Annotated in this window: 21 protein-coding genes and 1 pseudogene; 13 read left to right on the top strand and 9 right to left on the bottom strand. The window is 70.6% G+C overall.

The window, feature by feature from the left end; translation table 11 throughout:
• Nucleotides 1–7 precede the first annotated feature (7 nt).
• Complete coding sequence (locus tag ACIBQZ_RS34765) at nucleotides 8–1,042, top strand: ABC transporter ATP-binding protein (protein WP_396093085.1); 1,035 nt, start codon at nucleotides 8–10, stop codon at nucleotides 1,040–1,042.
• Nucleotides 1,035–2,051, top strand: coding sequence for an ABC transporter ATP-binding protein (locus ACIBQZ_RS34760; protein WP_396093084.1), 1,017 nt, complete (start codon nucleotides 1,035–1,037; stop codon nucleotides 2,049–2,051). Before ACIBQZ_RS34765 ends, ACIBQZ_RS34760 begins: the two co-directional genes overlap by 8 nt.
• A 163-nt stretch (nucleotides 2,052–2,214) precedes the next feature.
• On the opposite strand, the pseudogene ACIBQZ_RS34755 reads toward ACIBQZ_RS34760, so the two are convergent.
• Nucleotides 2,215–2,760 (bottom strand): annotated as a pseudogene (locus ACIBQZ_RS34755) (erythromycin esterase family protein); the annotation flags it as partial.
• Nucleotides 2,761–3,266: 506 nt separating this feature from the next.
• Between ACIBQZ_RS34755 and ACIBQZ_RS34750 the strand changes: the two are divergent.
• Nucleotides 3,267–3,929 (top strand): septum formation family protein, encoded by a 663-nt coding sequence (locus tag ACIBQZ_RS34750; protein ID WP_396093083.1) that lies wholly within the window; start codon nucleotides 3,267–3,269, stop codon nucleotides 3,927–3,929.
• Between the two features lie 50 nt (nucleotides 3,930–3,979).
• On the opposite strand, the gene ACIBQZ_RS34745 is transcribed toward ACIBQZ_RS34750, so the two are convergent.
• The 3 genes from ACIBQZ_RS34745 to ACIBQZ_RS34735 form a co-directional block, all read right to left on the bottom strand.
• Nucleotides 3,980–4,381: a VOC family protein gene (locus ACIBQZ_RS34745; protein ID WP_396093082.1), complete on the bottom strand. Its 402-nt coding sequence runs from the start codon at nucleotides 4,379–4,381 to the stop codon at nucleotides 3,980–3,982.
• A 194-nt stretch (nucleotides 4,382–4,575) separates the two neighbouring features.
• Nucleotides 4,576–4,866 carry a chorismate mutase gene (locus tag ACIBQZ_RS34740; protein ID WP_203773738.1) on the bottom strand — a complete coding sequence of 97 codons (291 nt, stop codon included), beginning with the start codon at nucleotides 4,864–4,866 and terminating at the stop codon, nucleotides 4,576–4,578.
• Between the two features lie 229 nt (nucleotides 4,867–5,095).
• Nucleotides 5,096–6,955, bottom strand: a complete 1,860-nt coding sequence (locus ACIBQZ_RS34735) for a bifunctional metallophosphatase/5'-nucleotidase (protein WP_396093081.1) — start codon at nucleotides 6,953–6,955, stop codon at nucleotides 5,096–5,098.
• A gap of 163 nt (nucleotides 6,956–7,118) precedes the next feature.
• Here ACIBQZ_RS34735 and pcrA point away from each other — a divergent pair, with 163 nt between their 5' ends.
• Complete coding sequence (gene pcrA, locus ACIBQZ_RS34730; RefSeq protein ID WP_396093080.1) at nucleotides 7,119–9,554, top strand: DNA helicase PcrA; 2,436 nt, start codon at nucleotides 7,119–7,121, stop codon at nucleotides 9,552–9,554.
• 4 nt (nucleotides 9,555–9,558) lie between these two features.
• On the opposite strand, the gene ACIBQZ_RS34725 is transcribed toward pcrA, so the two are convergent.
• Together ACIBQZ_RS34725 and ACIBQZ_RS34720 are read right to left on the bottom strand one after the other, a co-directional pair.
• Nucleotides 9,559–10,368 carry a M23 family metallopeptidase gene (locus ACIBQZ_RS34725; RefSeq protein ID WP_396093079.1) on the bottom strand — a complete coding sequence of 270 codons (810 nt, stop codon included), beginning with the start codon at nucleotides 10,366–10,368 and terminating at the stop codon, nucleotides 9,559–9,561.
• Nucleotides 10,369–10,532: 164 nt separating this feature from the next.
• The gene (locus ACIBQZ_RS34720; protein ID WP_396093078.1) at nucleotides 10,533–11,261 is read right to left on the bottom strand and encodes a M23 family metallopeptidase; all 729 of its coding nucleotides are present in this window, start codon (nucleotides 11,259–11,261) and stop codon (nucleotides 10,533–10,535) included.
• Between the two features lie 438 nt (nucleotides 11,262–11,699).
• On the opposite strand from ACIBQZ_RS34720, the gene ACIBQZ_RS34715 reads away from it, so the two are divergent.
• From ACIBQZ_RS34715 to ACIBQZ_RS34700, 4 genes are all read left to right on the top strand, one after another.
• Nucleotides 11,700–12,104: a cobalamin B12-binding domain-containing protein gene (locus ACIBQZ_RS34715; RefSeq protein WP_396093077.1), complete on the top strand. Its 405-nt coding sequence runs from the start codon at nucleotides 11,700–11,702 to the stop codon at nucleotides 12,102–12,104.
• A 438-nt stretch (nucleotides 12,105–12,542) separates the two neighbouring features.
• Nucleotides 12,543–13,721 carry an ADP-forming succinate--CoA ligase subunit beta gene (sucC, locus tag ACIBQZ_RS34710; protein WP_396093076.1) on the top strand — a complete coding sequence of 393 codons (1,179 nt, stop codon included), beginning with the start codon at nucleotides 12,543–12,545 and terminating at the stop codon, nucleotides 13,719–13,721.
• 4 nt (nucleotides 13,722–13,725) lie between these two features.
• A complete protein-coding gene (sucD, locus tag ACIBQZ_RS34705) occupies nucleotides 13,726–14,607 on the top strand; it encodes a succinate--CoA ligase subunit alpha (RefSeq protein ID WP_396093075.1) in 882 nt (293 codons plus the stop codon).
• A 443-nt stretch (nucleotides 14,608–15,050) separates the two neighbouring features.
• The gene (locus ACIBQZ_RS34700) at nucleotides 15,051–16,493 is read left to right on the top strand and encodes a DUF6350 family protein (RefSeq protein WP_396093074.1); all 1,443 of its coding nucleotides are present in this window, start codon (nucleotides 15,051–15,053) and stop codon (nucleotides 16,491–16,493) included.
• Nucleotides 16,494–16,694: 201 nt separating this feature from the next.
• On the opposite strand, the gene ACIBQZ_RS34695 is transcribed toward ACIBQZ_RS34700, so the two are convergent.
• Nucleotides 16,695–16,955 (bottom strand): DUF4190 domain-containing protein, encoded by a 261-nt coding sequence (locus ACIBQZ_RS34695; RefSeq protein ID WP_396093073.1) that lies wholly within the window; start codon nucleotides 16,953–16,955, stop codon nucleotides 16,695–16,697.
• Nucleotides 16,956–17,121: 166 nt separating this feature from the next.
• Here ACIBQZ_RS34695 and purN point away from each other — a divergent pair, with 166 nt between their 5' ends.
• The 4 genes from purN to mdh all read left to right on the top strand — a co-directional run bounded on the left by purN (nucleotide 17,122) and on the right by mdh (nucleotide 20,939).
• Nucleotides 17,122–17,739, top strand: coding sequence for a phosphoribosylglycinamide formyltransferase (gene purN, locus ACIBQZ_RS34690; RefSeq protein WP_396093072.1), 618 nt, complete (start codon nucleotides 17,122–17,124; stop codon nucleotides 17,737–17,739).
• Nucleotides 17,736–19,295: a bifunctional phosphoribosylaminoimidazolecarboxamide formyltransferase/IMP cyclohydrolase gene (gene purH / locus ACIBQZ_RS34685; protein WP_396093071.1), complete on the top strand. Its 1,560-nt coding sequence runs from the start codon at nucleotides 17,736–17,738 to the stop codon at nucleotides 19,293–19,295. The genes purN and purH overlap by 4 nt, the downstream gene beginning before the upstream one ends.
• Entirely contained in the window at nucleotides 19,295–19,888 is a 594-nt protein-coding gene (locus ACIBQZ_RS34680; RefSeq protein ID WP_396093070.1) for a pentapeptide repeat-containing protein, read from the top strand. The genes purH and ACIBQZ_RS34680 overlap by 1 nt, the downstream gene beginning before the upstream one ends.
• 100 nt (nucleotides 19,889–19,988) lie before the next feature.
• Complete coding sequence (mdh, locus tag ACIBQZ_RS34675; RefSeq protein WP_396093069.1) at nucleotides 19,989–20,939, top strand: malate dehydrogenase; 951 nt, start codon at nucleotides 19,989–19,991, stop codon at nucleotides 20,937–20,939.
• Nucleotides 20,940–20,989: 50 nt separating this feature from the next.
• Here mdh and ACIBQZ_RS34670 read toward each other — a convergent pair whose 3' ends face one another.
• Nucleotides 20,990–21,559: a Uma2 family endonuclease gene (locus tag ACIBQZ_RS34670; RefSeq protein WP_396093068.1), complete on the bottom strand. Its 570-nt coding sequence runs from the start codon at nucleotides 21,557–21,559 to the stop codon at nucleotides 20,990–20,992.
• A gap of 82 nt (nucleotides 21,560–21,641) precedes the next feature.
• Nucleotides 21,642–22,439 (bottom strand): MBL fold metallo-hydrolase, encoded by a 798-nt coding sequence (locus tag ACIBQZ_RS34665; RefSeq protein WP_396093067.1) that lies wholly within the window; start codon nucleotides 22,437–22,439, stop codon nucleotides 21,642–21,644.
• Between the two features lie 128 nt (nucleotides 22,440–22,567).
• On the opposite strand from ACIBQZ_RS34665, the gene ACIBQZ_RS34660 reads away from it, so the two are divergent.
• Nucleotides 22,568–23,782 carry an NADP-dependent isocitrate dehydrogenase gene (locus ACIBQZ_RS34660; protein WP_396093066.1) on the top strand — a complete coding sequence of 405 codons (1,215 nt, stop codon included), beginning with the start codon at nucleotides 22,568–22,570 and terminating at the stop codon, nucleotides 23,780–23,782.
• Nucleotides 23,783–23,863 lie beyond the last annotated feature (81 nt).

Genomic DNA, 23,863 nt, shown 5'->3' with positions numbered 1-23,863 from the left:
GGCAGAGATGACCGACATTCAGGCGCAGATCGACGTCCTACCCGGCCTCGATCCGCGCGCTCCGCTGCTCGAGGTCAACGACCTGCACGTGGAGTTCCGCACCCAGGACGGCGTCTCGCGTGCCGTCAACGGCGCCAACTTCCTGCTCGCGCCCGGCGAGACCCTGGCGATCCTGGGGGAATCCGGCTGCGGCAAGTCCGTGACCGCGCAGGCGATCATGGGCATTCTGGACAGCCCGCCCGGCTTCATCACCAAGGGCGAGGTCAAGTACCGCGGCATCGACCTGCTCAAGCTGCCGGAGAACGAGCGGCGCAAGGTCCGGGCCAACCAGATCGCGATGATCTTCCAGGACGCCCTGTCGGCGCTGAACCCGGTGTTCACCGTCGGCTACCAGCTCGCCGAGCTGTTCCGGGTGCACCGGGGGATGTCCCGCGGTGACGCCAAGCGGCGCTCCATCGAGCTGCTCGACCAGGTCCGGATCCCGGCCGCCAAGGCCCGGATCGGCGACTATCCGCACCAGTTCTCCGGCGGTATGCGCCAGCGCGTGATGATCGCGATGGCGCTCGCCCTGGACCCCGAGGTGCTGATCGCCGACGAGCCCACCACGGCGCTCGACGTGACGGTGCAGGCGCAGATCATGGGCCTGCTGGCCGAGCTCCAGCAGCAGCGCAACATGGGCCTCATCCTGATCACCCACGACATGGGCGTGGTCGCCGACGTCGCGGACCGCATCTCGATCATGTACGCCGGCAAGGTCGTCGAGGAGGCGCCGGTCTACGACATCTACGCGCGCCCGGCCCACCCGTACGCGAAGGCGCTGCTCGAGTCGATCCCGCGGCTCGACATGAAGGGCCAGCAACTCAATGTCATCAAGGGCCTGCCGCCGGCGCTGACAGCCATCCCGCGAGGCTGCGCGTTCAACCCGCGGTGCGCCTACGCCCAGGACGTCTGCCGGCAGGACCCGGCGCCACCGGCGTACATCGTCGCGCCGGGCCGTACGGCCCGCTGCCACTTCTGGAGGGAGGTCGTCGGCAATGAGTGACCGCAACGACGTCGTGCTCGAGACCAAGGGTCTCGTCAAGCACTTCCCGATCACCCAGGGCATCGTCTTCAAGTCGAAGGTCGGCGCGGTCCGCGCGGTCGACGGCGTGGACATCCAGCTGCGCCGCGGCGAGACCCTAGGCGTGGTCGGCGAGTCCGGCTGCGGCAAGTCGACGCTGGCCAAGCTGCTGGTCGGGCTGGAGAAGCCGACCGCGGGCGCGATCAACGTACGCGGCGAGAACATGGTCACCCTCAAGGGCGGCGCGCTGCGGCGGGCCCGGCGCAACATCCAGATGGTGTTGCAGGACCCGTACACCTCGCTGAACCCGCGGATGACGGTCGGCGACATCATCGGCGAGCCGTTCGAGATCCACCCCGACGTCACGCCCCGCAAGGGCCGGGCCAAGGCGGTGCAGGACCTGCTCGACACGGTCGGCCTCAACCCCGACCACGTCAACCGGTACCCGCACCAGTTCTCCGGCGGCCAGCGCCAGCGCATCGGCATCGCCCGCGCGCTGGCCCTGAAGCCGGAGATCATCGTCTGCGACGAGCCGGTCTCCGCGCTCGACGTGTCCATCCAGGCCCAGGTCATCAACCTGCTGGAGGGGCTGCAGAACGAGTTCGGGCTGTCGTACATCTTCATCGCCCACGACCTGTCCGTGGTCCGGCACATCTCGGACCGGGTCGCGGTCATGTACCTGGGCAAGATCGTGGAAGTCGGCAACGACGCGCAGATCTACGAGCAGCCGACCCACCCGTACACCCAGGCCCTGCTCTCCGCGGTGCCGGTCCCGGACCCGAGGTTGCGCGGCATGCGCGACCAGATCGTCCTGGAGGGTGACGTGCCGTCGCCGGCCAACCCGCCGTCGGGTTGCCGGTTCCGCACCCGGTGCTGGAAGGCCGAGTCGATCTGCGCCGAGCAGGAACCCCTGCTGCAGATCCGCGAGCGGTCCCCGCACCCGAGCGCCTGCCACTTCGCCGAACCCCGCGACGTCGTGCACGCGGTCTGAGTGCCGCGCGAAAAGGGACCTGCCGATCCGGCAGGTCCCTTTTCCGTACGCGCTGAGCGGCCGGGATGTGCAGGATCGTGTCAGCCCCGTCCAGAGCTGACCGGTCGAGCGGGAAGTAGCCCTGCTCCGGGGTGGTGTCGGTGCGCTTGCGGCCGGCCTCGACCGCCGTCGCCGCGGTCAGGCCCCAGGCGGCGAACCGGCGTTGCAGCCGGCCCTCGTAGGTGTCCGGCTCGGGTTCCGCCAGCCCCAGCACGTCGCTGCGGCCCAGGCTGCCGGCGATGACGGCGTACCGGTCACCCACCAGCGACCCGACGATGGCGCCGGCCGGATGCCAGGTGAGGTCCATGTCGGCGAGCCGCCAGCGGCCCGGGCTGCGCTGCAGGTGCTGGTTGTGCGCGAAGACCAGCGTCGGCCCCCGCTGCTGCTCGACGGTCCGGATGTCCAGCAGGTTCTGGGCCATCAGCGCGTCCCGGGTGGCGAGCAGCCGGCACACCCGCGCGGTCCGGTCGAGGTGCTCGGCGGCCTGCCTGTGGTAGCGCAGCAGCCCGAGCCCGGCGGTGAGCCGGGTGCGGGCCCGGAACCAGCCGGCCCGCGAGGTCTTGGCGATCAGCTCCGGCGCCCGCCCGTAGAGCAGCGTGAGCATGTCGTCGGCCAGCGCCCGCAGCTTCTCGGCCGCGGCGGAGGCGCCGACCGAGGCGGCCGCATCCATGATCGCCTCAGTCCGGCTCCACAACTCGTTGCGCAGGGCGCCGAAGACCGGCTCCTGGTGGGTCGGCTCACCGAGGCCCAGCAGCTCACATGACGCAGTCACGAAGACACTGCGACCGGCCGACCTGGCGCTCCGCGCGTACCTCTCGCTGATCCCGGCCTACGGGCATGCGGCGGCGGGCATCCTCACCCCGGCCCGGGACAGCGCCACCGGCTACCGGCTCTACCGCGCCGGCGACATCCGCGACGCCGAACTCGCCCACCTCCTGCGGCGCGGCGGCTACCCGCTGGGCCACATCGCCACGGTGGTCCGGCAGATCCGTACGGCGGGCGACACCGCCACGCTCTCCCGCGCCCTCGACGACTGGCAACAGGCGCTGACCAAGCAGGGCCTCGCAATGCTCCACGCGGCCGCGCAGCTCAGCCACTACCTCCAGCCCAGCCGGCCTGAGCCGCACCCCGGAAACGGGACAGCAGAGCCGCCCCCGTCGATATACCGTGCCCGCTGTGGATCACCAACCTGCGCAGAGCTTCCCCCCGGCGCCGCCCTACCCGCCGGGACCACCACCCTGGAACGGCAAGACCAACGGCTTCTCCATCGCGGCGCTGACCCTGTCCCTGTTCGGCTGCGTGGGCCTGCTGAGCGTCGTCTTCGGCATCATCGGCCTGCGCCAGTCCCGCCGCAACGGCGACCGCCGCGGCCGCTTCTACGCGATCGCGGCGCTGACCATCTGCGGCATGTGGCTGTTGGCGATCGCGGTAGCGGTGATCGTGAACCTGTCCAAGGGCCCGGACCGCGACGCAACCGGCGCGGTCCGCGGGGAGCGCTCGATCAGCATCGAGAAGCTGCAACCGGGCGACTGCCTGAAGAACATCATCGCGGAGACGGGCAGCTACGTGGACGTGGTGCCGTGCACCACGGGCCACAACAGCGAGGTCATCGGCCGGATCACGCTGCCGGCGGGTGGGTGGCCGGGCGAGGAGGAAGTCAAGAAGGCCGGCGAGGCCGGCTGCGAAAAGCTCTTCGAGCAGTACGCGGGCAGCAAGCTCGCGGCGGCGGGATCCACCATCCTCACCGAAACGCCGGACGTGCTGGACTGGCCGGAGGAACGCGGCGTCCTGTGCATCGCCTACCACCTGCGCAAGTCAACGGCCTCCTTGCGCGGCTGACCGCTGTTTCCTTGCGCTGGTTGCAGGGTGGGCTTTGGGGGCGGGCCTGGCTACTCGGCGCGAGTTGGGCCCAGCAGGTCCCATTTGTTGCCGGCGACGTCGAGGAAAACCGCCACCCGGCCATAGGGCTCATCGCGCGGTTGCGTCACGAAGCGCACGCCGGCGTCCGTCATCCGCTTGTGCTGGGCGGCGAAGTCATCCGTGCGCAGAAAGAAGCCGACCCGCCCGGCCGTCTGATTCCCCACGACGGTCTGCTGGTGGTCACCGTCGGCCTGCGCCAGCAGAATGCCGGTCTGCCCACCCGGGGGACGCACGACAACCCACCGCTTCGCCCGCCCGTCGTTGGTCAGCGAAGGTGAATCCTCCACGAGCTCAAAGCCCAGCGCCCCAACAAAAAACTCGACAGCAGAGTCATAGTCGTCAACAACCAGAGCCACCAGTTCAACTCGCACCCGCGCACCCTAACCACCCAGGCCCCACCGCCCGACAGAAGAAGGCGTCACCAAGCCGCAACGGCCCCGCCGCAAGCCGCCTGGTGCTACCGGGGCTGGCCGCGCTGAGGGGCACCACATGCTGTTGGGGCGCCGGTGGCGCTTTCCGCAGGGAGGGTGACCCCAAGGCCACCCTGCAACCAGCGCAAGCGGTTCTAGAGCGGTCCTCGCCCCGCCCGGAGCAGCAGCAGCGCCACCTGGGTGCCGTCCGGGCCCAGCGCCTCGCGGAAGCGTTCGACGATTTCTCGTTCGCGGGAGAGGACCAGGCGGGTGCCGCCCGAGGCCATGCGGGTGCGGCCGACGTGCTGGGACAGCCGGGAGCGTTCCAGCCACAGGTCGATCAGGGCTTGGTCGATCTCGTCGATGCGTTCGCGGATCGCCTTGATTTCTTCCGCGGCCGGTTCGGCGCCGGCGCCGGTCTGCTGGTCCATCAGGTCTGCGCTCATGTCGTGCTCCTCGGGTGCTGATGTCCCGGTCGGCCCGGCCCGGGCAGCATCAAGCCCCGGGCTCGGGAGCCCGGGGCTTGATGTAGGTCTGTCGTTCAGACGCGTCCTACGGTCGCCGGAGCTCCGGGTCCGTAGTAGAAAAATCGCGTCTGCTGGATCACGAAGCGAGTATGTACCCGGTCCGGGCCGCTTCGCAAGAAAACGGCCCGAACCGTGGGACGCGGCCTGATCAGCCGATCTTGGTGATGCGGTTGGCCGGGCCGGGGGCCACCGGGGCGCCCGCGCCGAGGTAGCCGACCAGGGCGTCGACGTCGAAGCCCGGTGCCGTGGTGCGGCCCGTGCCCAGCGTCAGGTTGGTGAAGCCGTCGCCGCCGTTGGCCAGGAAGTCGTTTGTGGTGACCTGGTAGCTGGCGGCGGGGTCGATCGGGGTGCCCTTCAGGGCCAGCGCGGTCACCTTCGCACCGGCCGGGGCGGTGCTGTTCCAGGAGTAGGTCAGCCCGGCCGACACCTGCAGGATGCGCTGGGTGGTCTGCCCGCCGAAGCCGACGAACTGCTGCTCGAGCACGTTCTTGAGCTGCGCGCCGGTGAAGGTCTGGGTGACCACCAGGTTGTTGAACGGCTGGACGGTGAACGCCTCGCCGTAGGTCACCTGGCCGTTGGCCTCGCCGCCGGACGACTGCTCGGCGTCGAAGTCGGCGCGGATGCCGCCCGGGTTCATCAGCGCGATCTGCGCGTTGCTGCTCGCGGTCCAGGCGAGCTGGGCGTCGGCGATCACGTCGCCGAGCGCGGACTCACCGTTGGCGCCGGCCGTGCGGGTGATGTCGGCGGAGATGCTGCCGACGACCTTGTTGGCGATCGGCGCGACCGCGGTGCGGTACTTGTCCGCGACCTTCTTCGCCTGCGGGTCGACCGTGTCCGGGTTCTTCAGGAAGACGCCGGCGGCGTTGCGGAGCCAGCCGCCGTTGCCGTCGGGGACGCCGTTCTCCACTACCACGTTCTTGGCGGTGACCTCCGCGAAGCGGCCGGTGCGCTGGTTGATCGCGTAGTCGATGTCGGTGACCAGCTGGCCGTTGGTGCCGGCGCTGGTGACCACCGACGTGCCCTTGGAGTTCGGCAGGGTGCACGTGTAGAAGCGGTGCGTGTGGCCGGAGACCACCAGGCTGAACTCGGGATTGAGGCCCGCGACGATCGGCACGATGGGCCCGGAGAAGGCGTTGCAGTCGGAGACGCCGGGCACCGGCACCTGCTCGGAGACGTTCTGCTGGCCGCCCTGGTGCACGAGCAGCACCTGCGCCTTGACGCCGAACAGCTTCAGCAGGTTGCCCCACTTGTTCGCGGTCTCGATCTCGTTCGCGAAGCGCACGCTCTGGATGCCGGCCGGGTTCACGATGCCGGCGGTGCCCTCCAGGGTCAGGCCGACGAAGCCGACCGGGGTGCCGTTGACGAACTTGATGTCGATCGGCGGCAGGATCGGCAGGCCGGTCTTCTTGTTGATCGTGTTCGCGGCCAGGTAGCTGAACTCGGCGCCCCGGAAGCCGTCGCCGTCCTGGCAACCGTCGGTCGGGTGGCAGCCGCCGCGCTGCATCCGGAGCAGCTCGTCGACGCCCTCGTCGAACTCGTGGTTGCCGACCGAGCTGATCTGCAGGCCGATCTCGTTCATCAGCTCGATCGTCGGCTCGTCGTGGAAGGCCGCGCTGACCAGCGGCGTCGCGCCGATCAGGTCACCGGCGCCGACGGTGAGGGTCTTGCGGCCCTCGGCGGCGGCCTCGGCGCGCAGCTTCTTCAGGTATGTCGCCAGGTATTCGACGCCGCCGGCGGGGACGCCGTTGACCACGGCACCGCTGCCGCCGGGCGGGTCGATGGCGCCGTGGAAGTCGTTGTAGCTGAGGAACTGTCCCTTGACCGTCTTGCCGGACGGTCCGTAAGACACGCTGGCCGGCGCCATGCCCGGCAGATACTGGGCGACAGGCGGGCCGGCGGGTGCTGCGTCGGGCTTGGTCATCGGCAAGGTGGCGACGACGGCCAGGGCGAGGGCGGGTGCGGCGAGATGACGCAGCACTGCCCAGCCGCGGCGGCGGGGGTGGTCCATAGTATTCGGTCTCCCGGTCGGGTTACGGATCAACCAACGCCACACAGCTTGCGGTATCGATGCTGGTCAGCGCTACCGCTGAGAAGCGACATGTTGGTTGCGGCCGGGCGTCGGCGACCGTCCGGGAAGAATTGTCGGTGCTGCGGCATAGACTTGTCCGGCGATGCGAGCCCTTCCGGAAAATTCTCAGCCCCTGTTTACGATGCCGCCTGTCCAGGAGGGTGAAAAGCCTGGTCAGAGCGATGCGCCCCGGCGGCAGCCGGCCCGCCGGCTCGATCCGGAGTCGCTGCTGGTCGGGCTCAATCCGCCGCAGCGCGACGCGGTGACCCACGCCGGGTCACCGTTGCTGATCGTCGCGGGGGCCGGCTCGGGCAAGACCCGGGTGCTGACCCACCGGATCGCCTACCTGCTGGCCGCGCGGGAGGTGCACCCCGGCCAGATCATCGCGATCACCTTCACCAACAAGGCCGCCGGTGAGATGAAGGAGCGGGTGGCCGCCCTGGTCGGTCCCCGGGCCCGGCTGATGTGGGTGTCGACGTTCCACTCCGCCTGCGTGCGCATCCTGCGGGCCGAGCACGAGCACGCCGGGCTGAAGAGCACCTTCTCGATCTACGACGCCGACGACTCGCGCCGGCTGATGCAGCTGGTCGCCCGCGAGCTCGACCTCGACCCGAAGCGCTACACGGCCCGCAGCCTGGCCGCCCAGGTGTCAAACCTGAAGAACGAGCTGGTCGAGCCCGAGGAGTTCAAGGACAAGGCGAAGGGCCCCAACGAGCGCGCCGTCGCCGAGGCCTACGAGCTCTACCAGCGCCGCCTCAAGGAGGCGCACGCGCTCGACTTCGACGACATCATCATGGCCACCGTGCACCTGCTGCAGTCGCACCCGCACGTCGCCGAGGCCTACCGGCGCCGGTTCCGGCACGTGATGGTCGACGAGTATCAGGACACCAACCACGCGCAGTACATGCTGGTCAAGGAGCTGGTCGGCCCCGCGAACGGCGAGCTGGAGCCGGGCGAGCTCTGCGTCGTCGGCGACGCCGACCAGTCGATCTACGCGTTCCGCGGCGCGACGATCCGCAACATCCTGGAGTTCGAGCGCGACTATCCGGACGCCCGCACGATCCTGCTGGAGCAGAACTACCGCTCCACCCAGACGATCCTCTCCGCGGCCAACGCGGTCATCGACCGCAACACCTCCCGCAAGCCCAAGCGGCTCTGGAGCGACCAGGGCGCCGGTGAGCAGATCGTCGGTTACGTCGCCGACACCGAGCACGCCGAGGCCGACTGGGTGGCCCGCGAGATCGACCGGCTCACCGACAACCACGAGGTGCGCCCGGGTGACGTGGCGGTCTTCTACCGCACCAACGCGCAGTCCCGGGTCTTCGAGGAGGTGTTCATCCGGGTCGGCCTGCCGTACAAGGTGGTCGGCGGGGTGCGCTTCTACGAGCGCAAGGAGGTCCGCGACGCGCTGGCCTACCTGCGCGCGGTGGTCAACGACGACGACACGGTGAGCATCCGCCGGGTGCTGAACACTCCCCGCCGCGGCATCGGTGACCGGGCCGAGGCCTGCGTCGAGGCGCTGTCCACACGCGACCGCATCTCGTTCGGCCAGGCGCTGCGCGGTGCCAGGGACGCCCCGGGCATCTCGACCCGCGCGGCCAACAGCATCGGCGACTTCGTCCGGCTCCTCGACGACCTGCGCGAGCAGTCCCGCACCGCGCCGCCGGAGGAGGTGCTGGAGGCCGCTCTGCAACGCTCCGGCCTGCTCTCGGAGCTGGAGGAGAGCCTCGACCCGCAGGACCAGGGCCGGGTGGAAAATCTCCAGGAGCTGGTCAGCGTCGCCCGGGAGTACACCGAGCGGGTGGAGGCCCAGGCGGCGGAGGACGACGAGGCGCCGGCCGCGACGCTGGCCGGGTTCCTCGAGCAGGTGGCGCTGGTCGCGGACGCCGACCAGATCCCCAGTGACGACCCCGAGCATCAGGGCGTGGTCACGCTGATGACCCTGCACACCGCCAAGGGGCTGGAGTTCCCGGTGGTGTTCCTCACCGGTCTGGAGGACGGTGTCTTCCCGCACATGCGCGCGCTGGGGGACAACGGCGAGCTGGAGGAGGAGCGCCGGCTCGCCTACGTCGGCATCACCCGGGCCCGGCAGCGGCTCTACCTCTCCCGCGCGGTGACCCGGTCGGCGTGGGGCCAGCCGCAGTACAACCCGCCCTCGCGGTTCACCGACGAGCTGCCGACCGAACTGGTGCGCTGGGAGCGCACGGCGGGGTCGTACACATCCTGGTCCGGGACCGGCGGCGGCGTGGGCGGTCGGGCCGGTGGCGACCGCGGTCGCGGCGGCGGTTTTTCCGGCGGAACGCCCAAAGCCCAGCAACTGGCCCAGCGGCTGGGCGTGGACGCAAGCAGGCTGACGACGGCCAGCGAGATGAAGCAGGCGCCCAAGGTCGCGGCCGGGGACAGGGTGAACCACCAGCGGTACGGGCTCGGCCGGGTGGTGACCGTGGACGGCCAGGGGCCGGGGGCGCGCGCCCAGATCGACTTCGGCGACCAGGTGATGTGGCTGGTGCTCCGGCACGCCCCGATCGAGAAGATCTAGCGGTTCACTCGGCGGCCGCGGTGCAGCCGGTGATGGTGACGCCGTGGTCGTGCATCCAGGCGATCGGCTCGATCGGGTTCTGGTACGCGCCCTCGTGCACCTCGAAGTGCAGGTGCGGCCCCGTCGAGTGGCCCGTTGAGCCCTCGTTGCCGATCTGGTCTCCGGCCGTCACGTGCTGCCCGACCGTCACGGTGATCGCCGACATGTGCCCGTAGTGGGTGAGGTAGCCGTTGCCGTGGTCGATGAGCACGGCATTGCCGTAGCCCTCGGCGGGTCCGGCGGCCGTGACGATGCCCGCGCCCGCGGCGCGGATCCGGGTGCCGTCCGGTGCTGCCAGGTCCACCCCGGCGTGCAGACGGCCCCAACGCGGGCCGTAGCAGGACGTTGTGGCGGCTTCCGGCAGCGGGTTGACCCACAGCGGCAGCGGCTTCTCCTTGCGGGCCTGGGGGACGAACGAGAGCCCCTCGTCGACGGCCTGCACATCGAGCGCCAGGGCGTCCGCCGACGGCGTGGCGGACTGCACCGGGGCCGCGGACGGCGTCGGGGTGGCCGCGAAGGAAGGCGCCGGGGTGGAAGCCGTGGGTGCGGGCAGGGCCTGGGCGGCCACCTGGGTGCGTGGCTGGGCGGCCGCCGGCGCGGACGAGGCGCCGTCCGTCGCCACGGTGACGCCGGCCACTCCTACGCCGGCGACCAGGGCCGCGGCGACCGCATAGCGGCCCTTTTCGGTGACGGGCGTGCTGGGGGCGCGATGGCTGTGCAGCGGCGTCGTTCTGCGGTGGCGACCGCGGACGTTCCGGTTGGCACGATGCTGCACGACGGGATGATCCTCCAGGTCTCGGTGTCCGACATCTGCCTGTCGGCACCGACCCGCGGATCGTGAGGGGAGTGCGCCCGGTGCAACCGGCCCGGTTGCGGGACGGTTGCGGCAATGGAGAACCGCCGGACCTGGGTGCGGTCCGGCGGCGGGTGGAGCTTTGCTCAGGAGGCGGCGAGGTCGCCGTACACCGACTCGATGCGGAGCTTGATGTCGACGCCGTGCTCGCGCAGGAAGACGATCGGGTCGGTCGGGGTGCCGTTCTCGTGCACCTCGATGTGCAGGTGCGAGCCGTACGAGTAACCCGTGATCCCGACCTCGCCGATGACCTGGCCGGCCTTGACGACGTCGCCGGCCTGGACCATCAGCCGCCGCGAGTGCGCGTAGATCATCTCGGTGCCGTCGCTGTGCCGGATGGTGATGGCGTACCCGTAACCGCCGCTGTAGCCCGCGGCGGTCACCTCACCGGCGTGCACCGCCTTGTACGGGGTGCCCTCGGGCGCCGCCAGGTCGATGCCGGCGTGCAGCTTGCCGAAGCGGACGCCGTAGGGCGAGGTGAACTGGTATTCCTCGAGCGGGAGCAGCCAGGCGTCGGCCTCGGCCTGCTCCTCGGAGATCTTGGTGCTGACGTCCCTGTTCTCACCACGGGAGGCACGCTCGCCGTCGCCGCGCTCGGCGAGGGCGTCGCCGGTGGTCGCGGCCTGTTCGAGGTTCTGCAGGACCGTGGGGTTGATGTTCTTGGCGTCCGGGAGCTGCGAGGCGGCTCCCAGAGCGACTACTCCGGCGCCGACGAAGGCCGAGGTGACGACCACGGCATAGCGGCTGCGCGGAGGAGTGGGTACACGGCGACGGCCGCGATAGCGGTCGGGCTCAGACGACAAGCGCTGACGCACGAACAACCCTCCGTCGGTGGCAAAGAGCGGCAGCCACCGGGCGGGGGAACAAGTGCTGAACGGTGGTTTGCCGGGCGGTCGGTCCGGCGTTAACCGGTTGACAGCCGTGGGCCACGGTAACGAAACGCAACGCCGGGTACAAGTCGAAGCGCCAATTCCCTGACACTTACCTGTCGGCTTTAGGGGGCGAATGTCCGAGTTGGTGGCAATTCTGATTGGGAAGGCTGTTGGCTCTCCGTAACTGTGCGTCTAACCCAAAGTCATGTGATGTGGAATACGTCAATTGGTGCTTGCAAGTGCCGCCACGATGGTCCCGGTCGCGGCGGGTAGTACGGAGCGGCGGCTTCCACGGTTCAACGGTGCCGGGTTACCGTTCGTTCAGGTGGCAGTTTCCGGGTCGGCCGGCAGTGCAGCCGGTGAGCGCCGAAGGGGTCGCAGATGCAAGCACGGATCAGGGTCGTCGTGGCCAAACCAGGGCTGGACGGGCACGACAGGGGCGCGAAGGTGGTCGCCCGGGCGCTGCGGGACGCCGGTATGGAAGTCGTCTACACGGGCCTGCACCAGACGCCCGAGCAGATCGTCGAGACCGCCATCCAGGAGGACGCCGACGCGATCGGGCTGTCGGTGCTCTCCGGTGCGCACATGACGCTGTTCCGCCGGGTGCTGGAACTGCTCGCGGAACGTGATGCGGCCGACATCGTGGTATTCGGCGGCGGCATCATTCCGGCCGACGACATTTCCGAGCTGGAGCAGCTCGGCGTCGCGCATATCTTCACGCCGGGCGCCACGACCGCATCGATCATCGAATGGGTGCGCGCCAATGTGGCCACGCCGGTAGCGTGACCAATCGCATACAAGGAGTCAAAAAGCGTTAAGGGAGAGGCCGGACGCACCCCTCACACGTCCGGCCTCTCTATGCACGATGCCCCGCCGCCACCCCTCGACCGACAGGGCATCGGCCGCTTTTGTCGTCGCTCAGCGTCCCGACATCACACTCAACGACGCCTCCGTACCGGGGTTACGCGATTTGGTACGACTTTTTCGGCGGCTTCGTCCCGCCGCATCCGGTCCGCCCGGCGCCGGGACCGCGCCCATGTGTGGTCTTGCACACCGTGCACCCGCGGCGGCGCTCCCGGCAGCGATGTGGCTAGGCTGCGAAATGAGGCCTCAGGGCCGACATTTCTCTCACGCTGGCGGCGACGCAACGACGCGCCGCGGACATCAGGTCGGGACGCAGGTACGCGGCTTGCCGGGGCAAGCGTCGCGAGCGAAAGGAGACACGTGGACCTGTTCGAGTATCAGGGGCGCGACCTGTTCGAACGGCACGGGCTGCCCGTGCTGGGCGGCGGCGTCGCCGAGACCCCGCAGGAGGCCCGCGCGATCGCCGAGCGGCTCGGCGGCAAGGTCGTGGTCAAGGCGCAGGTGAAGGTCGGCGGCCGCGGCAAGGCCGGCGGCGTCAAGCTCGCCGACGGCGCGGACGAGGCCGAGGCCCGCGCGACCGACATCCTCGGGATGGACATCAAGGGCCACACCGTGCACAAGGTGATGCTCGCCGAGACCGCGGACATCAAGGACGAGTACTACTTCTCCTACCTGCTCGACCGGGCCAACCGCACCTTCCTGTGCATCGCCAGCGTCGCCGGCGGCATGGAGATCGAGACGGTCGCCGAGGAGGACCCGGAGCGGGTCGCCAAGATCGCCATCGACGCCAGCAAGGGCGTGGACGAGGCCACTGCGCGCGAGATCGTCGCCGCCGCCAAGTTCCCGGCCGAGGTCGCCGAGCAGATCGTCGACATCGCCGTGAAGCTCTGGCAGGCCTTCGTGGCCGAGGACGCCACGCTGGTCGAGGTCAACCCGCTCGCCAAGGTCGGCGACGGCCGGGTGCTGCTGCTGGACGCGAAGATCACCCTGGACGAGAACGCCGGCTTCCGGCACCCCGACCACGAGGCGCTGATCGACCAGTCCGCGGTGGACCCGCTGGAGCAGGCCGCCAAGGCGAAGAACCTCAACTACGTCAAGCTCGACGGCGAGGTCGGCATCATCGGCAACGGCGCCGGCCTGGTCATGTCGACGCTCGACGTGGTCGCGTACGCGGGCGAGGGACACGGCGGCGTCAAGCCGGCCAACTTCCTCGACATCGGCGGCGGCGCCAGCGCCCAGGTCATGGCCGACGGCCTCGAGATCGTGCTCGGCGACCCGGCGGTCAAGTCGGTCTTCGTGAACGTCTTCGGCGGCATCACCGCGTGCGACGAGGTCGCCAACGGCATCGTCCAGGCCCTCGCCCTGCTCGGTGAGCGCGGCGAGGCCGTGACCAAGCCGCTCGTGGTCCGCCTCGACGGCAACAACGCCGAGGCCGGCCGGGCGATCCTGGACTCGGCGAACAACCCGCTGGTGCAGCGGGTGGACACCATGGACGGTGCGGCCGAGCGCGCCGCCGAGCTCGCGGCTGCGGGGAAGTGACGACATGGCTATCTGGCTCACCAAGGACTCCAAGGTCATCGTCCAGGGCATGACCGGCGCGGAGGGCTCCAAGCACACCCGCCGGATGCTCGCCGCGGGCACCAACGTGGTCGGCGGCGTCAACCCGCGCAAGGCGGGCACGACGGTGGACTTCGACGGCACCGAGTTGCCGGTGTTCGCGAACGTCGGCGAGGCGATGAAGGAGACCGGCGCCGACGTGTCGGTCATCTTCGTGCCGCCGGCGTTCACCAAGTCGGCCGTGCTCGAGGCGATCGACGCCGAGATCCCGCTGGCCGTGGTCATCACCGAGGGCGTGCCGGTGCAGGACTCGGCCGCGTTCTGGGCGCACAACGTCGCCCAGGGGGAGAAGACCCGGATCATCGGACCGAACTGCCCCGGCATCGCGTCGCCCGGCGCCTCCAACGCCGGCATCATCCCGGCCGACATCACCCCGGGCGGCCGGATCGGCCTGGTCAGCAAGAGCGGCACGCTGACCTACCAGCTCATGTACGAGCTGCGCGACATCGGCTTCTCCACCGCGGTGGGCATCGGCGGCGACCCGATCATCGGGACCACGCACATCGACGCGCTCAAGGCGTTCCAGGAGGACCCGGACACCGACGCGATCGTGATGATCGGTGAGATCGGCGGCGACGCCGAGGAGCGGGCCGCCGAGTTCATCAAGGCCAACGTGACCAAGCCGGTGATCGGCTACATCGCCGGCTTCACCGCCCCGGTCGGCAAGACCATGGGTCACGCCGGCGCGATCATCTCCGGTTCGGCCGGCACCGCCGACGCCAAGAAGCAGGCCCTCGAGGCCGCCGGCGTCAAGGTCGGCAAGACCCCGAGCGAGACCGCGCGGCTCATGCGCGAGGTCATGAGCTGATTTTGGTACGGCCACCGGCGCGCCGCGGCACGGACGATCCACGTCCGCACCGCGGCGCGCCGCCGTATCCGGCCACCCCGCGCTGCTGGGCCCGGGTGGTCCAGGGATGTGCCGGCCCGCGTTGCCGGGCCCGGGTGGTCCAGGGATGTGGCGGCCCGCGTTGCCGGGCCCGGGTGGTCCGGGGATGTGCCGGCCCGCGTTGCCGGGCCCGGATGGTCCGGGGATGTGGCGGCCCGCGCCCGGGCGTGGATGCATTGTTCCGGTGGCATCCGCCGCGGCAGCCGCGCGGGGTGACAGGCGCCGATCGGGGCCCCGGCCTGGGCGATCTTCGCCGGCCGGCACTTGGCGCGCCGGTCGATTCCTGCGCTTTCCCGGTGCTCCCGGGCGGCGCGTCGTCGTTTCTGCATCGCCGCAGGCCGTCCGGCGTGGAAAAGTAGGCCGCGATGCCGACCACCCCCGACCGTCGTGACGGTCGATCCGCCGGCTCGGAGGACCAGTTCGAAGCCGCCGAGGCCATGCACCTTGCCGCCCGTGAGACGGTCTCGGTGCGTCCCGCGGCGCCCGGCGACCGCCGGACGGTCCGGGTCGACCCGGCCGACCGCGCCACCGTGCGGATCGATCCCGGCAACCACGAGACGGTCAAGCTCCCCGGCCAGCGCCGCCCGCCGCCGGGCCGGCGCCGGGCCCCGCTGCCGGTCGCCGCGGCCTTCGCGACCTGCTGGGCCGCGTTCGTCGCGTACGTGCCGGTGGCCGCGGTGATCGGGCTGGCGCGCACGCTGGAGGGCCAGGGCGGGCTGGGCGGTGCCACGCACGCGGGGCTGGCCGGGTGGCTGCTCGGGCACGGCGTACCGATCGGCACCTCCATCGGACCGCTCGGGCTGGCGCCGCTGCTGCTGACCCTGCTGGCCGGCTGGCGGCTCAACCGGGCCGGCCTGCACGTCACCCGCGCGATCGGGGCCCGGCGCAGCGGCTCGCCGCGGGCCGCGTTCCAGGTGGCGGGCATGATCGGCCTGACGTACGCGATCCTCGGCGCGCTGGCCGCGCTGATCGTCGACGGCCGGGGCACCGAGGTGTCCGCGGGCCGGGCGGCCTTCCACTGCTTCCTGGCCGGCCTGGCGTTCTCCCTGATCGGCTCACTGCGCAGCACCGACGCCCTGGTCGTGATCGCCCGCCGGATCCCGCCGGCGCTGCGCCACGGCCTGCGCACGGGCGTCGTGGCGGCGCTGCTGATCCTCGCCGCGGGTGCGGCCTTCGCCGGGCTCTCCGTCGCGGTCGGCGGGGGACAGGCGGCGGACATGATCTCGGCGTACCGGACCGGTGTCGCGGGCCAGGCCGGCATCACGCTGGTCAGCCTCGCCTACGGCGCGAACGGCGTGGTCTGGGCGGCGGCCTATCTGCTCGGCCCCGGCTTCCTGCTGGGCGCCGACTCCGCGGTGCGGGTCACCGAGGTGACCGTCGGCCCGCTGCCCACCGTGCCGCTGCTGGCCGGCCTGCCGGACGGCCCGGTCGGGGCGAGCGGCGCGGCGCTGCTGGCGGTGCCGGTGCTGGCGGCGATGGCGGCCGGCTGGCTGCTGACCCGCCGGCTGGTGAACCTGCACCACGTGGTCGAGGGCCACCTGGTGCACGGCCGCAAGCCGGGCGACCCGGCGCCGGCGGAACCGAGCTGGTCGCTGGTGCTGGGCGCGGCGGCCCTGTCCGGCCCGGTGGCGGGGCTGGTGCTGGGGCTGTTGTCCTGGATGTCGGGCGGCTCGCTGGGCGACGGCCGGCTCTCCGAGATCGGCCCGGTGCCGTGGCAGGTGGCGCTGGTCGCGACGATCGTGGTCACGGTCTCGGCGGGCATCGGCGCCGCGGCGGGCCGCGCCTTCCGCGCCCCGGCCCGCGGCTGAACCGCCGACGGACCGCGAAGGCGCCCGACGGACCGCGAAGGCGCCCGACGGACCGCGAAGGCGCCCGACGGACCGCGAAGGCGCCCGACGGACCGCTAAGGCGCCCGACCGAACGCTAAGGCGCCCGACCGAACGCTAAGGCGCCCGACCGAACGCAAAGGCGCCCCTGCCTGGGCAGGGGCGCCTTTGGTCAACCGATGATCAGCTGCCGAAGTTGTAGGCACCCGTCGACGCGGCGATGATGTTGATGACGATGCCGAGCGCGGCTACGCCGAAGGCGATGTAGGCGAGTGTGGGCGGCTTGCCGACCTTGCGGGCCTCAAGCAGGCACAGCACGCCGAAGACGATGCCGAGCGGGGTGCAGCAGAGGGCGAACACGATGCCGAGGACGCCCCAGAGCGTCACCTTGTCGTTGCCCGGCGCTGCGGGCGGCTGCTGACCGTAGTAGGGCGGTGGCGTCACAGGACAATCCTCCAGGTAAATCCGCATGGTGCGGTGATGTGCAAACTGAGCGCCCACGCGGGCCATCACGTGAGCGGCCCGCAGCCTAACCGATGATCAGCGGTTTGCGCTGTCCGCGAATCGACCCGTTTGCCGCTGCGAGCAGGCACGGCGATAGGGTGCTCGGGTGACAGACCCCGCGCCCGCCCGCCTGGTCGTCCTCGTCTCCGGCTCCGGCAGCAACCTGCAGGCCCTCCTTGACGCCGCCGCGGATCCCGCGTACGGCGCGCGGGTGGTCGCGGTCGGTGCGGACCGGGACGGCATCGCCGGGCTCGACCGTGCGGCCGCCGCCGGTGTGCCGACGTTCGTCGACTCCGTCAAGGCCTACCCCACCCGGGACGCCTGGGACGCCGCCCTGACCGGTCACGTCGCCGAGCACAAGCCCGACCTGGTGATCTCGGCCGGCTTCCTCAAGCTGGTCGGCAAGGAGTTCCTGGCCGCCTTCGGGGACCGCTACGTCAACACCCACAACGCGCTGCTGCCGTCGTTCCCGGGCATCCACGGCCCGCGGGACGCGCTGGCCTACGGCGTGAAGATCGCCGGCGCGACCCTGTTCTTCGTCGACGCCGGCGTCGACACCGGCCCCATCATCGCCCAGGTCAGCGTGCCCGTGCTCGACGGTGACACGGAGGAGACGCTGACCGAGCGGATCAAGGACGCCGAACGCCGCCAGCTGGTCGAGTACGTCGGCCGGCTGGTGCGCGAAGGCTGGACCATCACGGACAGAAAGGTCTCGATTCCATGAGCGCCGACGAGGGCCGCCGCCCGATCACGCGGGCGCTGCTGAGCGTGTACGACAAGACCGGCCTGGTCGAGCTCGCGCAGGCGCTGCATGCCGCCGGGGTGCAGATCGTGTCCACCGGCTCCACCGCGTCGACCGTCGAGGCAGCCGGGGTGCCGGTGACCCGGGTCGAGGAGCTGACCGGCTTTCCCGAGACGCTGGACGGCCGGGTCAAGACGCTGCACCCGAAGGTGCACGCCGGGCTGCTCGCCGACCTGCGGCTGGACACCCACGCCGGGCAGCTCGCCGAGCTCGGGATCGAGCCGTTCGACCTGCTGGTCAGCAACCTGTACCCGTTCACCGAGACGGTGGCGTCCGGCGCGAGCGTGGACGAGTGCGTCGAGCAGATCGACATCGGCGGGCCGGCGATGGTGCGCGCCGCGGCGAAGAACCACCCGTCCGTGGCGGTGGTGACGTCCGTGGCGGCGTACCCCCTGGTCCTGGAGGCCGTGCGGAACGGCGGTTTCTCGCTGACGCAGCGCAAGCTGCTCGCCGCTCGCGCGTTCGCCGACATCGCCGAGTACGACGTCGCGGTGGCCAACTGGTGTGCCACCACGCTGGCGCCGAGCGAGTGGCCGGAGTTCGCCGGGCTGGCGCTCAAGCGCGAGAGCGCGCTGCGGTACGGCGAGAACCCGCACCAGCAGGCCGCGCTCTACCTGGACCCGAACGCGCCCGCGGGGCTGGCCCAGGCCGAGCAGCTGCACGGCAAGGAGATGTCCTACAACAACTACGTCGATGCGGACGCCGCCTGGCGCTCGGCGAACGACTTCACCGAGCCGTGCGTCGCGATCATCAAGCACGCCAACCCGTGCGGCATCGCCGTCGGCGCGGACGTCGCGGAGGCGCACCGCAAGGCGCACGCCTGCGACCCGGTGTCGGCGTTCGGCGGGGTCATCGCGGTCAACCGGCAGGTGACCGCCGAGCTGGCGAACCAGCTCGACGGCATCTTCACCGAGGTGATCGTCGCGCCGTCGTTCACCGACGAGGCGCTCGCGGTGTTCCGCGAGAAGAAGAACCTGCGGGTGCTGGTGGCCCCGGAGTGGAACCCGCCGCCCGCCGAGATCAAGCAGGTCGGCGGCGGCGTGCTGGTGCAGCTGGCGGACCGGATCGACGCCGCCGGCGACGACCCGGCGAACTGGACGCTCGCCACCGGCGCGCCCGCGTCCGCCGCGGAGCTGGCCGATCTCGCCTTCGCCTGGCGGGCCATCCGCAGCGTCAAGAGCAACGCGATCCTGCTCGCCCGCGACGGCGCGACCGTGGGCGTCGGCATGGGCCAGGTCAACCGGGTCGACTCCGCGCACCTCGCGGTGAGCCGGGCCGGTGCGGACCGGGCCAAGGGCAGCGTGGCGGCCTCCGACGCGTTCTTCCCGTTCCCGGACGGGCTCGAGGTGCTGATCGCCGCGGGCGTCAAGGCGGTCGTGCAGCCGGGCGGCTCGATCCGCGACAACGTGGTCATCGAGGCGGCCGAGAAGGCCGGGATGACCGTCTACCTGACCGGCACGCGGCACTTCTACCACTGATGGACGTCGTCCGGAACGAGGTCTTCTCCGGCCAGGACTGGGCTCTCGCCGAGGTGGAACGCGCACACTACGAGGACTGCGCGTTCCACGACGTCGACTGGTCCGAGGCGAAGCTGTCCGGGTGCACGTTCACGCACTGCGAATTCGGCAACGTGCGGTTCAACGCCGCCGAGCTGAGCAACTGCGCGATCACCCAGTCGGTGCTGCGCCGCTGTTCGTTCTTCGACGCCACGCTGACCGGCTGCAAGCTCACCGGCTCGCAGTTCCTCGACTGCGGGCTGCGGCCGGTGACCATCGACGGCGGTGACTGGGGTTTCGTCTCGCTGCGCGGGCAGAACCTCACCGCCGCCAGGCTCGGCGGGCTGCGGCTGCGTGAGGCCGACTTCACCGGCGCCGACCTGACCCGGGCCGACCTGCGCGGCGCCGACCTGTCGCACGCCCGGCTCAAAGATGCCGTGCTCAAGGGCGCGGACCTGCGGGGAGCCGACCTGGACGGGGTGGCGCTGCACGGGCTCCGGCTGGACGGCACCAAGATCGACATGGCCCAGGCGGTGCAGTTCGCCACCGCCTACGGCGCGAAGGTCAGCGGCTGAGGAGTGGTTTACCTCGCCCCGGACGGCCCTGCCCGGTAATGCGCCGTTAACCGACTGATACGGTCCGGAAAATGGGTCCCGCAGACTGGGAGTGAGAGACATGGGCAAGAAGGTCACCGTCGTAGGCGCCGGTTTCTACGGGTCCACGACCGCACAGCGTCTGGCCGAGTACGACATCTTCTCCACCGTGGTGCTCACCGACATCGTCGAGGGCAAGCCCGAGGGCCTTGCGCTCGACCTCAACCAGTCCCGCCCGATCGAGGGCTTCGAGACCAAGGTCGTCGGCGCCACCACCGGCCCGAACGGCGAGGGTTACGAGGCCATCGAGGGCTCGGACGTGGTCGTGATCACCGCCGGCCTGCCCCGCAAGCCGGGCATGAGCCGGATGGACCTGCTCGGCGTCAACGCCAAGATCGTCCGTTCGGTCGCCGAGAACATCGCGAAGTACGCGCCGAACGCCGTGGTCATCGTGGTGTCCAACCCGCTGGACGAGATGACCGCGCTGGCCCAGATCGCCACCCAGTTCCCCAAGAACCGGGTGCTCGGCCAGGCCGGCATGCTCGACTCGGCGCGCTTCACCAACAACGTCGCCGAGGCGCTCCAGGTGCCGGTGAGCAGCGTCAAGACGCTGACGCTGGGCTCGCACGGCGACACCATGGTGCCGGTGCCGTCGCAGTCCTCGGTCAACGGCAAGCCGCTGGCCGACCTGCTCCCGGCCGACAAGGTCGAGGAGCTGGTCACCCGCACCCGCAACGGTGGTGCCGAGGTCGTGGCGCTGCTCAAGACCGGTTCGGCGTACTACGCACCCTCCGCCGCCGCGGCCCGGATGGCCAAGGCCGTCGCGGAGGACTCCGGCGCGGTCATGCCGGTCTGCGCGTGGGTGGACGGCGAGTACGGCATCTCCGGCGTCTACCTGGGCGTCGAGGCCAAGATCGGCGCCGCGGGCGTGCAGCAGGTCGTCGAGACCGACCTCACCGACGCGGAGCTGGCCGGCCTCAAGGAGGCCGCCGAGGCGGTCCGCGCCAAGCAGGCGGACGTCGCGGATCTCTGATCCGAACGCGGAAAGGCCGGGGCCCGCTGGGGCTCCGGCCTTTTCCGTCCTCAGAGGTTGCGGGGACGCAGCGCGGCGACCGGGATCTCGATGGGCCACGGGCTGTCGGTGCTGACCACGTCGGTGAAGGTCCCCGACGGCTCGTACGCTTCCGCGTCGCCGTTGAGCCGGTAGGTCTGCACGGTGAGGCCGCCGTCGGTCTCGATCAGCCAGTAGTGCGGGATGCCGGCCTTCGCGTAGAGCGCCGGCTTGAGCACCCGGTCCACACTCTGCGAGCCCGGCGACACGATCTCCGCCACCAGCACGACCTCGTCCGCCAGGAAGCTGCCGGTGCGCCGGCGGGCCGCCTCGAACGTGGTGACCAGCACGTCCGGGATGAACATCCGGTTCGGGCTGAGCTCCACGTCGTTGGCCTGACTCACGAAGAGATGCTCCGGACAGGTCTGCTCGAGCAGGACGCCGAGACGCATGGCGATGACCTGGTGGACGCTGGTCGGCGAGGGGGACACGTGCAGTGCTCCATCGATGAGTTCGCGGCGGACGCCGTCATCGGGCAGGGCATAAAGGTCGTCGACGGTCCAGCCGTCCGCGGGTGGCAGCCCGCTGATCGCGGCGGTCATGGGGAACCTCCTCCACGGAAATCGCAACCTCGGTCACATCTTACGAGCGCCGGGAAGGGTCCGGGCCCGTGCGCCTCGAGCTTCATTCTTTCGTAAGACAATACGGCTGGCCCAGATGCGACACCGCCAACCACGAGTCACGGGTCGCGGCCGTGGCAAGCGCCGCCTCCCGGCTTTCCCGGGCCAGGTCGGTGTCCATGTCGTGGCCGTAGGCCAGGCCCGGGTCTATCAGTTGCACGGCGTGCACCAGCAGGTCCCCCGTGATCAGCATCGACTCGGCTCCGGACTCCACCAGCACCGACTGATGCCCCGGGGTGTGCCCTGGCGTGGAGACGATCCGTACGCCCTCGCCCAGCCGGGTGTCACCCGAGACCACCCGCAGCCGCCCCTGCTCGCGCAGCGGCCGCAGCAGCGTGTCCTGCTGGCGTGCCGCGGCGAAGGCGTCGACCTCCGCCTGCTGGACGATCACCTGCGCCTCGGTGAACGGCGAGTCCGCCGGCACCGCCCAGCCGATGTGGTCGGTGTGCAGGTGGGTCAGCACGATCGCCTCGACCTCCGCCGGCCGGATGCCGGCCGCCGCCAGCTCCGCCGGCAGGTGCCCGGGTACGGGAGCCCAGTCGGCGGCGAGCGAGTGTGCCGGCCCGATCCCGGCGTCGACGAGGGTGACCGGGCCGCTCTCGCCGTACCGGATGGCGAAGCTCCGGAAGCGCAACCACCAGCGGCCGTCGGCGGCTCGCGCGGCCGGGTCGCGCGCGTCGGCGGCGGCCCACTGCGCCGCGGTGGCCTCCGGGAGCGCGTCCTCGCGGCGGTCGAAGTGCGGCCCCTCGGCGTCCTGCAGGGCGATGACGGTCAGCGGGCCGATCTTCCGGATGGCAGACATCCCGCCATTCTGGCCGGGTGGGGCGCGTCGTGGGGGGAGGGTAGGGAGAGGCCGGGAGGCGATCTTCAACCGACCTGCAGTACGCTCGTACTGCTAGAAGCACGTGTCCCGGAGAGGAGCGCCGGTCGATGGCGAAGATCAAGGTCAACAACCCGGTCGTGGAGCTCGACGGCGACGAGATGACCCGGATCATCTGGAAGCAGATCCGCGAGCAGCTGGTGCTGCCGTACCTCGACGTCAACCTCGAGTACTACGACCTGTCGATCCAGTACCGCGACGAGACCGACGACCAGGTGACCATCGACGCGGCCAACGCGATCAAGCGGCACGGCGTCGGCGTCAAGTGCGCGACCATCACCCCGGACGAGGCCCGCGTCGAGGAGTTCGGCCTCAAGAAGATGTGGCGGTCGCCGAACGGCACGATCCGCAACATCCTCGGCGGCGTGGTCTTCCGCGAGCCGATCATCATGTCGAACGTACCCAGGCTGGTGCCGGGCTGGACCAAGCCGATCATCATCGGCCGGCACGCGCACGGCGACCAGTACAAGGCGACCGACTTCGTGGTGCCGAGCGCCGGCAAGCTGACCGTCACGTTCACGCCCGAGGACGGCTCCGCGCCGATGGAGTTCCACGTCGCGGACTACCCCGGCGGCGGCGTCGCGATGGCGATGTACAACTACGACGACTCGATCCGCGACTTCGCGCGCGCCTCGTTCCGGTACGGCCTGGCCCGCAACTACCCGGTCTACCTGTCGACCAAGAACACGATCCTGAAGGCGTACGACGGCCGGTTCAAGGATCTGTTCGCCGAGATCTTCGAGACCGAGTTCGCCGAGCAGTTCCAGGCCGCCGGCCTCACCTACGAGCACCGGCTGATCGACGACATGGTCGCCGCCGCGATGAAGTGGGAGGGCGGCTACGTCTGGGCGTGCAAGAACTACGACGGCGACGTGCAGTCCGACACCGTCGCGCAGGGCTTCGGCTCGCTCGGCCTGATGACGTCCGTGCTGATGACCCCGGACGGCAACACCGTCGAGGCCGAGGCCGCGCACGGCACGGTCACCCGGCACTACCGGCAGTGGCAGAAGGGCGAGAAGACGTCGACGAACCCGATCGCGTCGATCTTCGCCTGGACCGGCGGCCTCAAGCACCGCGGCAAGCTGGACGAGACCCCGGCGGTCACCGAGTTCGCCGAGACGCTGGAGCGGGTCTGCGTGGAGACGGTCGAGGGCGGTCAGATGACCAAGGACCTCGCGCTGCTGATCTCCCGGGACGCCCCGTGGCTGACCACGGACGAGTTCATGAACGCCCTGGACGAGAACCTGGCGCGCAAGCTCTCCTGATCCCCGTACCCGGAAAGGGCCGTCGGCAGGTGCCGGCGGCCCTTTTTGGAGAATGTGCCGAAGGGCGCGTTTGACCGGCGT

The organism is Actinoplanes sp. NPDC049599, from assembly GCF_044465625.1.
Lineage (GTDB): Bacteria > Actinomycetota > Actinomycetes > Mycobacteriales > Micromonosporaceae > Actinoplanes.
The sequence above is the reverse complement of the archived record's forward strand: the minus strand, read 5'-3'. Positions and strand labels throughout refer to the sequence as shown.

Bases quoted from the DNA above. Each gene is read 5' to 3' on its own strand.
- purH (WP_396093071.1), top strand. From the start codon at position 17,736: ATGAGCGCCGACGAGGGCCGCCGCCCGATCACGCGGGCGCTGCTGAGC.
- ACIBQZ_RS34670 (WP_396093068.1), bottom strand. From the start codon at position 21,559: ATGACCGCCGCGATCAGCGGGCTGCCACCCGCGGACGGCTGGACCGTC.
- ACIBQZ_RS34715 (WP_396093077.1), top strand. From the start codon at position 11,700: ATGCAAGCACGGATCAGGGTCGTCGTGGCCAAACCAGGGCTGGACGGG.
- pcrA (WP_396093080.1), top strand. From the start codon at position 7,119: ATGCGAGCCCTTCCGGAAAATTCTCAGCCCCTGTTTACGATGCCGCCT.
- mdh (WP_396093069.1), top strand. From the start codon at position 19,989: ATGGGCAAGAAGGTCACCGTCGTAGGCGCCGGTTTCTACGGGTCCACG.
- ACIBQZ_RS34665 (WP_396093067.1), bottom strand. From the start codon at position 22,439: ATGTCTGCCATCCGGAAGATCGGCCCGCTGACCGTCATCGCCCTGCAG.
- ACIBQZ_RS34700 (WP_396093074.1), top strand. From the start codon at position 15,051: ATGCCGACCACCCCCGACCGTCGTGACGGTCGATCCGCCGGCTCGGAG.
- sucD (WP_396093075.1), top strand. From the start codon at position 13,726: ATGGCTATCTGGCTCACCAAGGACTCCAAGGTCATCGTCCAGGGCATG.
- ACIBQZ_RS34680 (WP_396093070.1), top strand. From the start codon at position 19,295: ATGGACGTCGTCCGGAACGAGGTCTTCTCCGGCCAGGACTGGGCTCTC.
- ACIBQZ_RS34760 (WP_396093084.1), top strand. From the start codon at position 1,035: ATGAGTGACCGCAACGACGTCGTGCTCGAGACCAAGGGTCTCGTCAAG.
- ACIBQZ_RS34660 (WP_396093066.1), top strand. From the start codon at position 22,568: ATGGCGAAGATCAAGGTCAACAACCCGGTCGTGGAGCTCGACGGCGAC.
- ACIBQZ_RS34765 (WP_396093085.1), top strand. From the start codon at position 8: ATGACCGACATTCAGGCGCAGATCGACGTCCTACCCGGCCTCGATCCG.
- ACIBQZ_RS34740 (WP_203773738.1), bottom strand. From the start codon at position 4,866: ATGAGCGCAGACCTGATGGACCAGCAGACCGGCGCCGGCGCCGAACCG.
- ACIBQZ_RS34735 (WP_396093081.1), bottom strand. From the start codon at position 6,955: ATGGACCACCCCCGCCGCCGCGGCTGGGCAGTGCTGCGTCATCTCGCC.